Annotated in this window: 11 protein-coding genes and 1 pseudogene; 10 read left to right on the top strand and 2 right to left on the bottom strand. The window is 69.8% G+C overall.

Annotated elements, in window-relative coordinates; translation table 11 throughout:
- The 3 genes and pseudogenes from PV766_RS16580 to PV766_RS16570 all read left to right on the top strand — a co-directional run.
- Nucleotides 1–276, top strand: a pseudogene (locus PV766_RS16580) (cytochrome ubiquinol oxidase subunit I); the annotation flags it as partial.
- Nucleotides 277–447: 171 nt separating this feature from the next.
- Entirely contained in the window at nucleotides 448–1677 is a 1230-nt protein-coding gene (gene serB / locus PV766_RS16575; RefSeq protein ID WP_026003575.1) for a phosphoserine phosphatase SerB, read from the top strand.
- Nucleotides 1678–1708: 31 nt separating this feature from the next.
- Entirely contained in the window at nucleotides 1709–2503 is a 795-nt protein-coding gene (locus PV766_RS16570) for a peptidyl-tRNA hydrolase (RefSeq protein WP_421097436.1), read from the top strand.
- A 27-nt stretch (nucleotides 2504–2530) separates the two neighbouring features.
- Here the strand turns inward: PV766_RS16570 and glgX are convergent, their stop codons facing one another.
- On the bottom strand, nucleotides 2531–4693 hold the full coding sequence (gene glgX / locus PV766_RS16565; protein WP_421097433.1) for a glycogen debranching protein GlgX: 2163 nt from the start codon (nucleotides 4691–4693) through the stop codon (nucleotides 2531–2533).
- Between the two features lie 43 nt (nucleotides 4694–4736).
- Here glgX and PV766_RS16560 point away from each other — a divergent pair, with 43 nt between their 5' ends.
- From PV766_RS16560 to PV766_RS16540, 5 genes are read left to right on the top strand one after another with little or no spacing between them, the layout of a single operon-like run.
- Entirely contained in the window at nucleotides 4737–5567 is an 831-nt protein-coding gene (locus tag PV766_RS16560) for an ABC transporter ATP-binding protein (protein ID WP_016934626.1), read from the top strand.
- Nucleotides 5568–5611: 44 nt separating this feature from the next.
- Nucleotides 5612–6445: an NUDIX hydrolase gene (locus PV766_RS16555; RefSeq protein ID WP_064065030.1), complete on the top strand. Its 834-nt coding sequence runs from the start codon at nucleotides 5612–5614 to the stop codon at nucleotides 6443–6445.
- Between the two features lie 10 nt (nucleotides 6446–6455).
- Nucleotides 6456–7235 (top strand): enoyl-CoA hydratase-related protein, encoded by a 780-nt coding sequence (locus tag PV766_RS16550; protein ID WP_064065029.1) that lies wholly within the window; start codon nucleotides 6456–6458, stop codon nucleotides 7233–7235.
- Between the two features lie 52 nt (nucleotides 7236–7287).
- The gene (locus PV766_RS16545; RefSeq protein WP_064065028.1) at nucleotides 7288–8265 is read left to right on the top strand and encodes a class I SAM-dependent methyltransferase; all 978 of its coding nucleotides are present in this window, start codon (nucleotides 7288–7290) and stop codon (nucleotides 8263–8265) included.
- A complete protein-coding gene (locus tag PV766_RS16540; protein ID WP_129976354.1) occupies nucleotides 8266–9423 on the top strand; it encodes a THUMP-like domain-containing protein in 1158 nt (385 codons plus the stop codon).
- 15 nt (nucleotides 9424–9438) lie between these two features.
- On the opposite strand, the gene PV766_RS16535 is transcribed toward PV766_RS16540, so the two are convergent.
- Nucleotides 9439–10752 (bottom strand): PQQ-binding-like beta-propeller repeat protein, encoded by a 1314-nt coding sequence (locus PV766_RS16535; RefSeq protein ID WP_129976353.1) that lies wholly within the window; start codon nucleotides 10750–10752, stop codon nucleotides 9439–9441.
- A 93-nt stretch (nucleotides 10753–10845) separates the two neighbouring features.
- Between PV766_RS16535 and PV766_RS16530 the strand changes: the two genes are divergently transcribed.
- Nucleotides 10846–11604 carry an acyltransferase gene (locus PV766_RS16530; RefSeq protein ID WP_064065025.1) on the top strand — a complete coding sequence of 253 codons (759 nt, stop codon included), beginning with the start codon at nucleotides 10846–10848 and terminating at the stop codon, nucleotides 11602–11604.
- A gap of 33 nt (nucleotides 11605–11637) precedes the next feature.
- Nucleotides 11638–13140, top strand: a complete 1503-nt coding sequence (locus tag PV766_RS16525; RefSeq protein ID WP_421097432.1) for an amidase — start codon at nucleotides 11638–11640, stop codon at nucleotides 13138–13140.
- Nucleotide 13141: the final 1 nt, after the last annotated feature.

Genomic DNA, 13141 nt, shown 5'->3' with positions numbered 1-13141 from the left:
GTCTTCAAGAGCTACCGCTACGGCCAGGTCGTCACGGTCGACGACCCGTGGGGCTACGGCAACTCGCTCGAGTGGGCGACGACCTGCCCGCCGCCGCGGCACAACTTCACCGAGCTGCCGCGGATCCGCTCGGAGCGCCCTGCTTTCGAGCTGCACTACCCGCACATGGTCGAGAAGATGCGCGCCGAGGCGCACGTCGGCCCGGGCAGCGACAAGCACAACGTCAATGTCCTCGAGGGTGCCGACCGTACCCCCGGCGACCATCCGCGCGCCTGAGCGCAGAGCGACGATCGACCGAAGCCCCATCCGTGCACCGGGTGGGGCTTCGGCCTTTCGGTGGGCCGGACCCGCGAACGGGAGGGACGGTTCGACCTGCAACAATGGACGGGCGAGCCGGTACGCGCGTGCGTCCGCGTGTACCTCGACAGACAAGCGATCGGAGACGTAGTGGCGTCTGACAGCACGGTGCTGGTGACCGTGACCGGACCTGACCATCCCGGCGTGACCTCGGTGCTCTTCGCAGCGCTGACGCGGCACGACGTCGACCTGCTCGATGTGGAACAGGTCGTGATCCGCGGGCGGCTCACCCTCGGGGTCCTCCTCGTCTGCCCGAACGATGTCGAAGCACTGCAGGACGAGGTCGAGTCCGCGATGGCCACGATCGGCATGCACGCCGACGTCCAGATCGGCGCCGAGCGCGGTGCACGCACCGTCTCGACCCACGCCGTCGTCGTCCTGGGCAGCCCGGTCAGTGCCCGGGCACTGCGATCGGTGGGCCGCACGCTCGCGTCCCAGGGCGCGAACATCGATTCGATCCGCGGTATCGCCGACTATCCGCTCACCGGCCTCGAGTTGATGATCACCGCCGCCGATACCGGCGCCGAGGCCGACGCCGCTCTGCGGCACGCTCTCGTCGAACTCGCCGCGGGTCTCGACGTCGACATCGCGGTGGAGCGTGGCGGCCTCGCCCGTCGTTCCAAGCGCCTGATCGTCTTCGACGTCGACTCCACACTCATCCAGGGCGAGGTCATCGAGATGCTCGCCGCACACGCGGGTGTCGAGGACAAGGTCCGCGAGGTCACCGAAGCCGCCATGCGTGGCGAGATCGACTTCGCGCAGTCCCTCGAGCAACGCGTCGCGACCCTCGCCGGTCTGCCCGCGACCGTCATCGACGAGGTCGCGGAGCAACTCGAGCTCACTCCCGGTGCCCGCACCACGATCCGGACGCTGCGGCGCCTCGGATTCCGCTGCGGTGTCGTCTCGGGCGGCTTCCGTCAGGTCATCGACCCGCTCGCACACGAACTCGAACTGGACTTCGTCCGCGCCAACACGCTCGAGATCGTCGACGGCACACTCACCGGGCGAGTGGTCGGCGACATCGTCGACCGCGCCGCCAAGGCACGTGCCCTGCGGGAGTTCGCCGACGAGGCCGGCGTGGCTGTCGAACAGACCGTCGCGGTCGGGGACGGCGCCAACGACATCGACATGCTCGCGGCGGCGGGGCTGGGCGTGGCGTTCAACGCCAAGCCGGCTCTGCGTGAGGTCGCCGACACGGCGCTGTCGTATCCCTACCTCGATGCGGTGCTGTTCGTCCTCGGTGTCACGCGCGACGAGATCGAGGCGGCCGACCGCGTCGACGGAACCCTGCGGCGCGTCCCGATCGACGGCAGTGTCTGAGCGGAGCCCCGAGCGGCTGCACGCCGACGTGGTGGACACGGCACCCGAGCCGGTCTTCGACCCGGCGTCGGATCCGGGTTTCGCCGACCGGCACGGCGTCCTCACCCGCGGTTACGGGGACCGGCCCGATCCGGACGACCCGGGGAAGGTGCAGGCGATGCCGATCGTGCTGCACCTCCCGAAGGTCGATCCTCCCGCCCGTAGCGCGGTGCTCGAGGCGGCCGCGATGGCCACCGTGGCACTGTGTTTCGACCCGCGGGTGGGCGCCGGTCCGGAGGGTGAACCCGGTCCGTGGCAGGAGCCCTTCCTCGCGTGGAACGACGCGCGGATCCGGAAGGTCGCCCGCCGCGCCCGTGGAGCGCACTGGCATGCCGCGCAGGACGTCGACGGGGTCACCGTCGACCACGCCGGTGCCCAGGCCCGGGCATTCGTGCCCGGTCCGGTGGGGGAGCTCGACCCGCGCATCTCCCGCCTGCAGATCGGCGGCACCGACCTGCCCCACGACGATCCGCCCCCACCGGCGGACGGCGTGCCCGTCTTCTGGGTGCAGAAGGACCTCGAGATGACCGTCGGTAAGGCGGCCGCGCAGGTCGGTCACGCCGCGATGCTGTTCGCGGGAGCACTGGACGTCGACACCGCACGTGCCTGGGCATCCGACGGATTCCCGTGCGCCGTCCGCGACGCCGACGAGACCACCTGGCGCGGACTGCTCGCCCGGGTGGAAGCGGGCACCGCCGTCGCGGTCCGCGATGCGGGCTTCACCGAGGTGGCGCCGGGTTCGATCACGGTCGTCGCGGTGCCGGGCACGGTCAGCGCACGAGTCTGACCTCCACCGGCGTCGTGCCGCCGTGGATCATCCTTGCTCGACCTCTTCGCCGTCCGCGATCCGGAAGATCAGCACCGTCGGTCCGACGACCGGGTACGAACTTCCCACCCGCATCGGTGAGGTGTCCGCGGGCCGGCCGTCGGGGGCGCTCGAATCGAACACGCACGCGATGTCGCCGCGATACCACTCGGGCCCGGCCAGTGTCACCGTGGCGGCATTCCCCGAATGCAGAACGAACAGGCCGCTGCTGTCCTCGAGAGTGACGCCGGTGCGGGTGACCGTGCCGAGTTGCGAGCCGTCGACCCAGCCCTGCAGCGTGCGGCGGCTGTCGTCGTGCCAGGCCTCGTCGTCGAGTTCGACCCCCTCGATGCCGAACCACACCAGGTCGGGATACCCCACGGACCGGGCGCGTCCCTCGAAGAAGCGTCGCTGCCGCAGCACAGGGACGCGTGTGCGCAGGCGGAGCAGTTCGCGCACGTAATCCGTTCGCGCACGGTCGGCGTGCTCCCAGTCCAACGGCCACGCGTCGCGGACCGCGACGTCCTCGGGAACGCAGTAGGCGTTGTTGTTGCCGTGCTGTGTGTGGCCGAACTCGTCACCGGCGAGCAGCATCGGGGTGCCCGTCGACAGCAGGAGCGTCGCCAGCACGGCCCGGACGTGACGGTCGCGGGCGGCGAGGACATCGGGATCGTCGGTCGGACCCTCGACACCGTGGTTCACCGACTCGTTGTTGTTCGACCCGTCGCGACCCTCTTCACCGTTCTCGTCGTTGTGCTTGCGCTCGTACGACACGGCATCGGCGAGGGTGAAACCGTCGTGGGCGGTGACGAAGTTGATCGACATCCACGGTTGCCGGATGTTCCTGTCGTAGAGGTCCTCCGAACCGGTGAGCCGCGACGCGACCTCGCGGATGCCGGAACGTCCGGCCCAGTAGCGGCGCACCGTGTCGCGGTACCGGTCGTTCCATTCCGCCCACTGAGCCCCGAAGTTCCCGAGCTGATAACCGTGCGCGGTGGCGTCCCACGGCTCGGCGACGAGCTTGACGTCGCTGAGGACGGGATCGGTGACGATCGCGGTGAGCAGTGCCGCTCGCGGATCGAACGCCCCGCCGCGCGGGCGCGCGAGCGCACTCGCGAGATCGAAGCGGAAGCCGTCCACACCCATCACGTCCGCCCAGTACCGGAGGCTGTCGCACACCATGCGCACCACGATCGGGGAGGACGCGTCGACGGTGTTGCCGCATCCGGTCAGATCCACGTCCCGCCCGTGCGTGTCGAGCAGGTAGTAGCCGGGAGCGTCGAGACCGCGCCAGGACAGGCTCGGGCCGTCCACCGACGCTTCGCAGGTGTGGTTGTAGACGACGTCGAGGATCACCTCCAGCCCGGCACTGTGGAAGGCGTCGACCATCGTGCGGAACTCGGCGATCTCGTTGCCCGGCGTCACGGCGTAGGCGGGGTGCGGCGCGAAGTACGAGGCGGTCGAGTAGCCCCAGTGGTTGCGCATCCCCCGCGCACGGACCGACGGCTCGGTCACGAAGGCCTGCACGGGAAGCAGCTCGACGGTGGTCGCTCCCAGGCCCACCAGATGGTCGATCACCGACGGATGTGCGAGTCCGAGATAGGTGCCGCGCAGTTCCGGCGGCACGAGCGGATGGCGGGCCGTGTACGAGCCGACGTGCAGTTCGTAGACGACGGTGTTCTCCCACGGCACCCGGGGTTTGTCGTGCATCGGTGTCAGGACGGGGGTCACCACCGACAGAGGCGTGTGACCGAGGGAGTCGACGGTCGACATCGTCCCGAAGGGGTCGCCCTGATGGGGGAGCAGGCGGCCGGGGTCGCCGACGTCCCCGACGATCCGCCGTGCCCACGGATCGAGCAGGATCTTGTGCGGATTCGTGCGCAGCCCCCATCGGGGTTGCCACGGCCCGTGGGCGCGGTAGCCGTACCGCTGCCCGGCGCCGACGCCGGGAACGACCCCGTGCCAGACCCCGTAGGTGCGGTCCGGCAGGTCCACGCGATGCTCGTCCCCGTCGTCGTCGACGAGGCAGACCTGGACGCGGTCGCTGTGCGGGGCGTGGACGGCGAAGCGTGTCCCGCCGTCCACCGGTGTGGGCCCGAGCGGGAAGGCGGCCCGGTCGGGGAGCGCGACCGAGTCGGACACGACGGCAGGTTCGGATGCGGAGGACGACACGGGAACCGATCCTGCCGCGTTTCGGGCTCGGGCGTAAGAGAAGATGGTCGTCGTGGCACAACCTGATCCCGATTTGCTCATCGAATTCGACGACGTAGTGGTCCGACGCGGCGGGAACGTCCTCGTCGGTCCCGTGACCTGGAAGGTGGAACTCGACGAACGCTGGGTGGTTCTCGGACCCAACGGGGCGGGAAAGACCTCGTTGCTGCGGGTCGCGGCGGCCGAGACGTTCCCCACCTCCGGTACCGCGCACGTCCTCGCGGAGACGTTCGGCCGGACCGATCTGTCCGAGCTGCGACCCCGGATCGGATTGTCCTCCGCGGCGCTGGCCAACCGCGTGCCCAACGACGAGAAGGTCACCGATCTGGTGCTCTCCGCGGGTTACGGCGTGCTGGGCCGGTGGCGTGAGCGGTACGACGACATCGACACGAGCCGGGCGGTGGAGATGCTCGAGAGCCTCGGAGCGGAGCATCTCGCCGATCGTCTGTACGGGACGTTGTCGGAGGGCGAACGCAAGCGCGCGCTCATCGCCCGGGCGTTGATGACCGACCCGGAGCTGCTGCTGCTCGACGAGCCGGCAGCGGGTCTGGATCTGGGTGGTCGTGAGGAACTCGTGGCCCGGCTCGGAGCCCTCGCGGCCGATCCGGACGCGCCGGCGATCGTGCTCGTCACCCATCACGTCGAGGAGATCCCGCCCGGCTTCACACACGCGATGCTCCTGAAGGAGGGCGGTGTCGTCGCTCAGGGTCTGCTGGACGACGTGATCACCGCCGAGAACCTCAGTGCTGCGTTCAGCCAGTCGATCTCGCTCGACAAGGTCGACGACCGCTTCTTCGCCCGCCGCACCCGCCGGCCGGGCCGGCACCGCAGGTAACTCCGGGCCGGGTGGTGCCGGGGCCGATCGGTTAGGTTGAGGCCATGGCTATCGATCGCTCGGCATCCACCTTCGATCCCACCGCGGTGCCCATCCGCGACGCGTCCACCGTGATGCTCGTGCGCGACTCCGCGCGCGGTGTCGAGGTGTTCCTGCAGCGCCGCGTCGTCGGTATGGACTTCGCCGGCGGCATGACCGTCTTCCCCGGCGGTGGTGTCGACCCCTCGGACACCGACGCCGAGGTGTGCTGGACCGGCCCGGACGTGGCGTGGTGGGCCGAGAAGTTCGGTATCGACGAAGCGCAGGCCCGCGCGCTGGTGCTCGCGGCCGTGCGCGAGACCTTCGAGGAATGCGGCGTGCTGCTCGCCGGCCCGACCCCGGATTCCGTGGTGGCCGACACGACCGACTACGCCGAGGCGCGGCGCCTGCTCGAGGCGCGCGAGTTGTCGTTCGGCGACTTCCTGGAGAAGGAGCGACTCGTGCTGCGCGCCGACCTGCTGCGTCCGCAGGCGAACTGGATCACCCCGCTGGGGGAGCGGCGCCGCTACGACACGCGTTTCTTCGTCGCCGCGGTGCCGGAAGGACAGCGGGCGGACGGGAACACCACCGAGACCGATCTGGTGCAGTGGCAAACGGTGGAGGAAGCCCTCGCCGACTGGCGTTCGGGCCGGTGCCTCCTGCTTCCGCCCACGTGGAGCCAGTTGTCGATCCTGTCGGGCTTCACCACGGTCGCCGACCTCATGGCAGCCGATCCGGTCATCGAGCCGATCCTGCCCGTCATGAGCCGCCGCGACGGCGCGGTCCACATCACGTTCGACGGGGAGGAGGCCTACTACGAGGCCGGTACTCATCCGTGGGCCCGGCGCTCCGACATCTAGGCTGAACGGCATGGCTGAATTCGTGACCCTCGACGTCTCCGACGGGATCGGCACCATCCGTCTCGATCGACCCCCGATGAACGCCCTGAATCGTCAGCTCCAGGAGGAGATCCGGGAGGCTGCGCGGCAGGCGACCGTGCGTTCCGACGTGAAGTCGGTGATCGTGTACGGCGGCGAGAAGGTGTTCGCGGCCGGCGCCGACATCAAGGAACTGGCCGACCTGAACTTCGTGCAGATGAGCGAGATCGTCGGCGACCTGCAGTCGGCCCTCGGCTCGATCGCCGACATCCCCAAGCCCACCGTCGCCGCGATCACCGGTTACGCCCTCGGCGGCGGCCTCGAACTCGCGCTCGGTGCCGACCGTCGCATCGTCGGCGACAACGTCAAGCTCGGTACGCCCGAGATCCTGCTGGGGATCATCCCCGGTGGCGGCGGCACCCAGCGACTGGCCCGGCTCGTCGGTCCGGCGAAGGCCAAGGACATCGTCTTCACGGGTCGCTTCGTCGGTGCCGACGAAGCCCTGTCGATCGGTCTCGTCGACGAGGTCGTCGCACCCGACGACGTCTACGAGGCGGCGCGTCGCTGGGCCGGGCAGTTCACCGGCGCGGCCTCGCGCGCGCTCGCCGCTGCGAAGGCCGCGATCGACCAGGGGCTCGACACCGATCTGGACACGGGTCTGAAGATCGAGCAGCACGTCTTCGCTGCCCTGTTCGCCACGAAGGATCGCACGATCGGCCTCGAATCGTTCGTCGAGAACGGGCCGGGCAAGGCGCAGTTCGTCGGCGAATGACGCGACCGGCACGCACACTTGTCCACAGCTTACCGACGAGTAGGATCACCGCATGACTGCCAGCAGGACCGACGGGGCCGACCCCGCGCCGAATCCGTACGCCACGGCCGAAGAGGTCGCAGCGGCCCTCGAGGACACCAAGCTTGCCCAGGTGCTCTACCACGACTGGGAAGCCGAGACGTACGACGAGAAGTGGTCCATCTCGTACGACGAGCGCTGCATCGACTACGCCAAGGGCCGGTTCGTCGCCGCTGCGGGCGACCAGCCCCTGCCCTACGAGCGTGCTCTCGAACTCGGTTGCGGCACCGGCTTCTTCCTCCTCAACCTCATGCAGGGCGGGGTCGCGAAGAGCGGGTCGGTCACCGATCTGTCGCCCGGCATGGTGAAGGTCGCGCTGCGCAACGCCGAGAATCTCGGTCTCGACGTCGACGGCCGCGTCGCCGACGCCGAGACCATTCCCTACGAGGACGACACTTTCGACCTCGTGGTCGGACATGCTGTGCTGCACCACATCCCGGACGTCGAGCAGTCTCTCCGCGAGGTGCTGCGCGTGCTGAAGCCCGGTGGCCGGTTCGTCTTCGCCGGTGAACCCAGCACGATCGGCAACGCCTATGCGCGCCTGCTCGGCCGGGTCACCTGGGAGGCCACCACCAGTATCACCCGGCTGCCCTTCCTGCGCGACTGGCGTCGTCCGCAGACCGAACTCGACGAGTCCTCCCGGGCGGCCGCTCTCGAGGCCGTCGTCGACCTGCACACCTTCGACCCCTCGGATCTCGAGAAGCTGGCCTCGTCGGCCGGTGCCGTCGAGGTGAAAGCGTCGAGTGAGGAATTCGCCGCGGCACTGCTCGGCTGGCCGGTGCGTACCTTCGAGGCCGCGGTGCCGCAGGAGAAGCTCGGCTGGAACTGGGCGAAGTTCGCCTTCGGCGGATGGAAGGCGTTGAGCTGGGTCGACGAGAACGTGCTCAAGCACGTCGTTCCCCGCAGCTTCTTCTACAACGTCATGATCACCGGTGTGAAGCCCGGCAAGTAGTTGGGCTACGACTTCACCCTCGCCGACGTCGCGTATCTGACGTCGGGCGACGGCCGCGACGCTCTTGCACGTGTCGCCGGCCGCGAACTGTCGACGCGTACGCGCCTCGCCGACATCGGCTGGGCGCGTACGCATTTCGGTGATCGCGCCGGCATGCTCGTCGAAACCGTCATGTTGCGACGTAAGGCGGAGACGAAGATCGCCGGTGGCACCGAGTGGGTTCTCACCGACGACGCCCTGCAGCAGTCCACGCCGACGCGCGTCGCGGCACACCGTGCCCGGCGGTTGCGCGGCCGCACCGTGCACGACGTGACGTGTTCGATCGGCGCCGAACTCACCGAACTCGTCGGGGTCGCCGAGACCGTGATCGGCAGCGACCTCGACGACGTGCGTCTGGCGATGGCCGCGCACAACGTCCCCGGGGCGTATCTGGTACGCGCCGACGCCCTGCGTCCGGTCACCAAAGGCACCACCGTCGTCGCCGATCCCGCACGCCGGTCGGGCGGTCGGCGCACCCACGATCCGGCGGCGCTGCAACCACCGCTACCCGATCTCCTCGACGCCTACGCGGGCCGCGATCTCGCCGTGAAGTGCGCGCCGGGACTGGATTTCGACTCACTCGGCTGGGCCGGCGAGGTCGAAGTCGTCTCGCTCGACGGCGGAGTCCGCGAGGCATGCCTGTACTCGCCGGGCCTGAGCGCACCGGGCGTGCGGCGCCGTGCTGCTGTACTGCGTTCCGACGGAACCGGTTTCGAGATCACCGACGACGCGGACGACGACATCCCCGAGCGCGAGCCGGGGGAGTGGATCGTCGACCCGGACGGTGCCGTCGTGCGTGCCGGTCTCGTGCGCCACTACGCCGCCGCGCACGGACTGTGGCAACTCGACCCGCGGATCGCCTATCTCACCGGCGACCGTCTGCCCGACGGCGTGCGGGGCTTCCGGATCGTCGAACGTCTCAAGTACAGCGAGAAGACGCTCCGTCAGGCACTCGCCCGCCACGACTGCGGTGCGGTCGAGATCCTCGTGCGCGGTGTCGACGTCGACCCGGCGGTCCTGCGTCCGCGGCTGAAGCTACGCGGGTCGGCCTCGCTCAGCGTGGTCCTCACCCGCATCGGCCGGACGCCCGAAGCGTTCGTCTGCACCCCCTCACGCTGAACGGCCGGCACACCCTCACACCGACTGCGGGGCGCGCAGCACCACCACGTCGCCGTCGACGGTCGTGATCACGAACTCCCCGTCCGGGCCGATGCCGGTGCCGACCGGCAGTCCGGTGGTGGGCTCGAGGGGTTCCTTCTCGGTGGTCGCGCCGTCCGCGAGATCGAGCACCGCGGCAGCGAGACCCCGGTCGCCGTCGACCACCACGTAGGCCCGGCCGTCGGCGGTCACCGCCGGCGCACCGTAGGGCTTCACATCCGTCCGCTCCCACTCGAGGTCGGCACCGTCGCCGTTGTCGCGCAACGCCGTCAGCGGCGCGCTGCCGTCGGCCGACGCGAGGAGCAACAGCCCGTCCTCGGTGACGGCGGGACCGAGTGCCGTGGGACGACCGGTCTCGTGGCTCCACCGCGCCTCGCCGGTCTCGGTGTCGAGCGCCCACAGGGTGCCGTCCCCGTCATGGACGTAGACCGTGGAACCGTCCGCGGACAGCACCGGACTCGTCACCGCACCCCCGGGAAGATCGGGCGCCGACCACTCCTCGGTCACCGCGGCGTCGTCGCCGCCCGTGTAGCGCAGCGCCACGAGCGCGGACCGGTCGGCGCCCGGCCGCCACACGGTGACGAAGACGCGATCGGTGGCGGTGTCGACGGCCGGAGTGGTGGCCACCGGGCAGTCCTCCGAGCCGCCGAAGCATGCCGGCAGACCGTGATCGCTCGCGAGTCGCGGCAGATTCTGCCCGTCCGCGACGGTCGGCACCGGCACGAGATCGAACAAGGGCGCCTCGAGGTGGCCCGTCTGGGGATCGACGACATTCACCTGACCGAAGTGGGTGACCACCAGCAGACTTCCGTCGGACGTGAACTGCGCACTGCGCGGGCTGCCGCTCACAGGAAGGCGCCAGCGACGCTGACCGTGCTCGTTGAACGACAGCACCCCGCCGTCCTCCCCGACGTAGATGTTGGCGACCGCGTCGGAGACCGGTGTGATCGTCGTGACGGCCGGTGCGAGACGCGTGCACCAGCGCTTGCGACCGGAATCCATCTGGAAGGAGAACAGATTGCATCCGGCCGCCGTCGCGGCGGTCACCGAGACCTGACCGTTGGCGGCGATGCCGGCGGGCGAGCCGACCGCTCCACCCAGCGGGCGGGTCCAGCCGGCCGTGAGATCGTCGACACCGTCGGCGGTCGCGGTGTTGCTGTTGCGGGCATCGGAGTGACGGCCCGGCCAGCCACCGGTGGACAACACGTCGTCGGTGCCGCCACCGCCGCACGCGCTCAGCGCGAAGACCACAGTCAGCGCCGGGACCGCGGTCCGCAGGACACCCCGCATCACTCAACTCCTCCACAGGCGAACGATTCGACGTGTCAGCGTATCGGGCCGGGGGTCGTGTGCCGCGAACGAGGCGGACCGTAGGCTGCCCCTATGACGAGCATGTGGGGTGCACCTCTGACGGCGAGGTGGCGCGGGTCCCGTCGCAGGGATCCCGAACAGGCACGATTCCTGACGCTGTCTTCTCTGAAGTGGGTGCTGGACAACAAGGCGTACACGCCCTGGTACCTGGTCCGGTACTACCGCCTGGCGAAGTTCCGACTGGCCAATCCACACGTGGTGCTGCGCGGCATGGTGTTCCTGGGCAAGAACGTCGAGATCCACGCGACGCCGGAACTCTCGCGTCTCGAGATCGGCAGATGGGTCCACATCGGGGACGGCAACGCGATCCGTTGCCACGAGGGCTCGCTCCGGATCGGCGACAAGGTCGTCTTCGGCAAGGACAACGTGGTGAACACCTATCTCGACATCGAGATCGGCGCGTCGACGCTGGTCGCGGACTGGTGCTACATCTGCGACTTCGACCATCGCACCGAGGACATCACCTATCCGATCAAGGACCAGGGCATCGTGAAGAGCCCCGTCCGGATCGGCCCGGACACCTGGATCGCCGCGAAGGTCACCGTGCTCCGGGGTACCCGCGTCGGCCGTGGTTCGGTGCTCGGAGCGCACGCGGTCGTCAAGGGCGACATCCCCGATTTCGCTATCGCGGTGGGTTCGCCCGCCAAGGTGGTCAAGAACCGTAAGGTGGCATGGGAGAGCGCCGCCGCCGAACGTGCTGCCAGGGAAGCGGCGCTCGCCGACATCGCACGGAAGAAGTCGGGAGACACGCCCGCGGACGTGCACCGGTAGCGACGCGGGCCGGACCACAGGTGGGGGACAGCCATGAAGTACTCGGAGTATCGCAGTCGCGACGCGATCGGCCTCGCCGAACTCGTCGCAACGGGCCAGGTGTCGGCGAGTGAGCTGCTCGAGACCGCGATCGCGCGGCTCGACACTGTCGAACCGACACTGAACACCGTCGTCCGCAGGCTCGACGACCGGGCCCGCGCCCGCGCCCGCGAACCACTCGCCGGCCCGTTCGCGGGGGTGCCGTTCCTGCTCAAGGATCTGGGGCAGGATCTGGCCGGTGAGCCGACCTCGAGTGGTTCCCGCGTTCTCGCGAACCTGCCGGTGGACGAGAACTCGGTGATCGTGGACCGGTGGCTCGGTGCGGGGCTGGTCCCGTTCGGGAAGACGAACACTCCCGAGTTCGGGGCGAAGGGCATCACCGAGCCCGAGGCCTTCGGTGCCGGCCGCAATCCGTGGAATCCGGCGGTGACGCCGGGCGGGTCGTCGGGCGGATCCGCCGCCGCGGTCGCGGCGGGCGTCGTTCCGGTCGCCGGAGCGAGCGACGGCGGCGGCTCGATCCGGATTCCCGCCGCGTGTTGCGGTCTCCTGGGACTCAAACCCGGACGTGGGCTCGTGCCCACCGGTCCGCGCGGCGGGGAACCTCTGCACGGGGCCGCCGTCAACGGGGTGATCTGCCGGACGGTTCGCGATGCCGCGGCCTTCCTCGACGTCATGGCCGGGTCGTATGCGGGTGGCCCCTATCTCGCCGCGCGGGCGCAGTCGTACGCGGAGGCCGCGCGCTCGGTCCCGAAGCGGCTGCGGATCGGATACGAGACCGCGTCACCGATCGGGACGCCGGTCGACCCGGAGGCGGTGGCCGCGGTGGACGGTGCCGTCGCGGTGCTCGAGGAACTCGGTCATCACGTCGAACCCGCCTCGACGGGTATCGACGAACGACGTCTGGCGGAGGACTTCCTCACGATGTGGTTCGCCACGGCCGCCGCGGAGGTCGCCGACGCTCGTCGCCGGACCGGGGCACGGGCGGAGGACTTCGAATTCGACACCCGCATCATGGCCGCCATGGGGGCCGCGACGTCGGCATCGGACTACATTGCGGCCCATACCCGTTGGGCCGAGTATGCGAGCGGTCTCGCGCAGTTCCACGAGCGCTACGATCTGCTGCTCACGCCGACTCTGGCTTTCCCACCGTCGCGCATCGGCGAACTCGACACGCCGCGCTGGATGCGGCGCGCCGGCGAGGCCCTCCTGAGGACCCGGACGGCGTGGCTCGCGGGGCGTGCCGGTTTCGTCGACCGGATGGTGGACGACAACCTGGGCCGTACCCCGTACACGCAGCTGGCCAATATCACCGGGCGACCGGCGATGTCGGTCCCGCTGCACTGGACGGCCTCCGGTCTGCCGCTGGGGGTGCAGTTCGTCGCGCCGCTCGGCGGGGAAGGTGTGCTCCTCGCGCTCGCCGGCGAACTCGAACAGGCCCGGCCGTGGTTCGAGTGGCAGCCGCCGCTCGCTCCGGCCGAGTTGTCCGCCGCCTCCTGAG

It is taken from the genome of Rhodococcus sp. As11 (genome assembly GCF_048957735.1).
GTDB classification, from domain to species: Bacteria; Actinomycetota; Actinomycetes; order Mycobacteriales; family Mycobacteriaceae; genus Rhodococcus; species Rhodococcus gordoniae.
The sequence above is the reverse complement of the archived record's forward strand: the minus strand, read 5'-3'. Positions and strand labels throughout refer to the sequence as shown.

Coding starts and splice junctions, on each gene's coding strand:
- PV766_RS16560 (WP_016934626.1), top strand. CDS start 4,737: ATGGTCGTCGTGGCACAACCTGATCCCGATTTGCTCATCGAATTCGAC.
- PV766_RS16545 (WP_064065028.1), top strand. CDS start 7,288: ATGACTGCCAGCAGGACCGACGGGGCCGACCCCGCGCCGAATCCGTAC.
- PV766_RS16530 (WP_064065025.1), top strand. CDS start 10,846: ATGACGAGCATGTGGGGTGCACCTCTGACGGCGAGGTGGCGCGGGTCC.
- PV766_RS16525 (WP_421097432.1), top strand. CDS start 11,638: ATGAAGTACTCGGAGTATCGCAGTCGCGACGCGATCGGCCTCGCCGAA.
- PV766_RS16535 (WP_129976353.1), bottom strand. CDS start 10,752: ATGCGGGGTGTCCTGCGGACCGCGGTCCCGGCGCTGACTGTGGTCTTC.
- PV766_RS16550 (WP_064065029.1), top strand. CDS start 6,456: ATGGCTGAATTCGTGACCCTCGACGTCTCCGACGGGATCGGCACCATC.
- PV766_RS16555 (WP_064065030.1), top strand. CDS start 5,612: ATGGCTATCGATCGCTCGGCATCCACCTTCGATCCCACCGCGGTGCCC.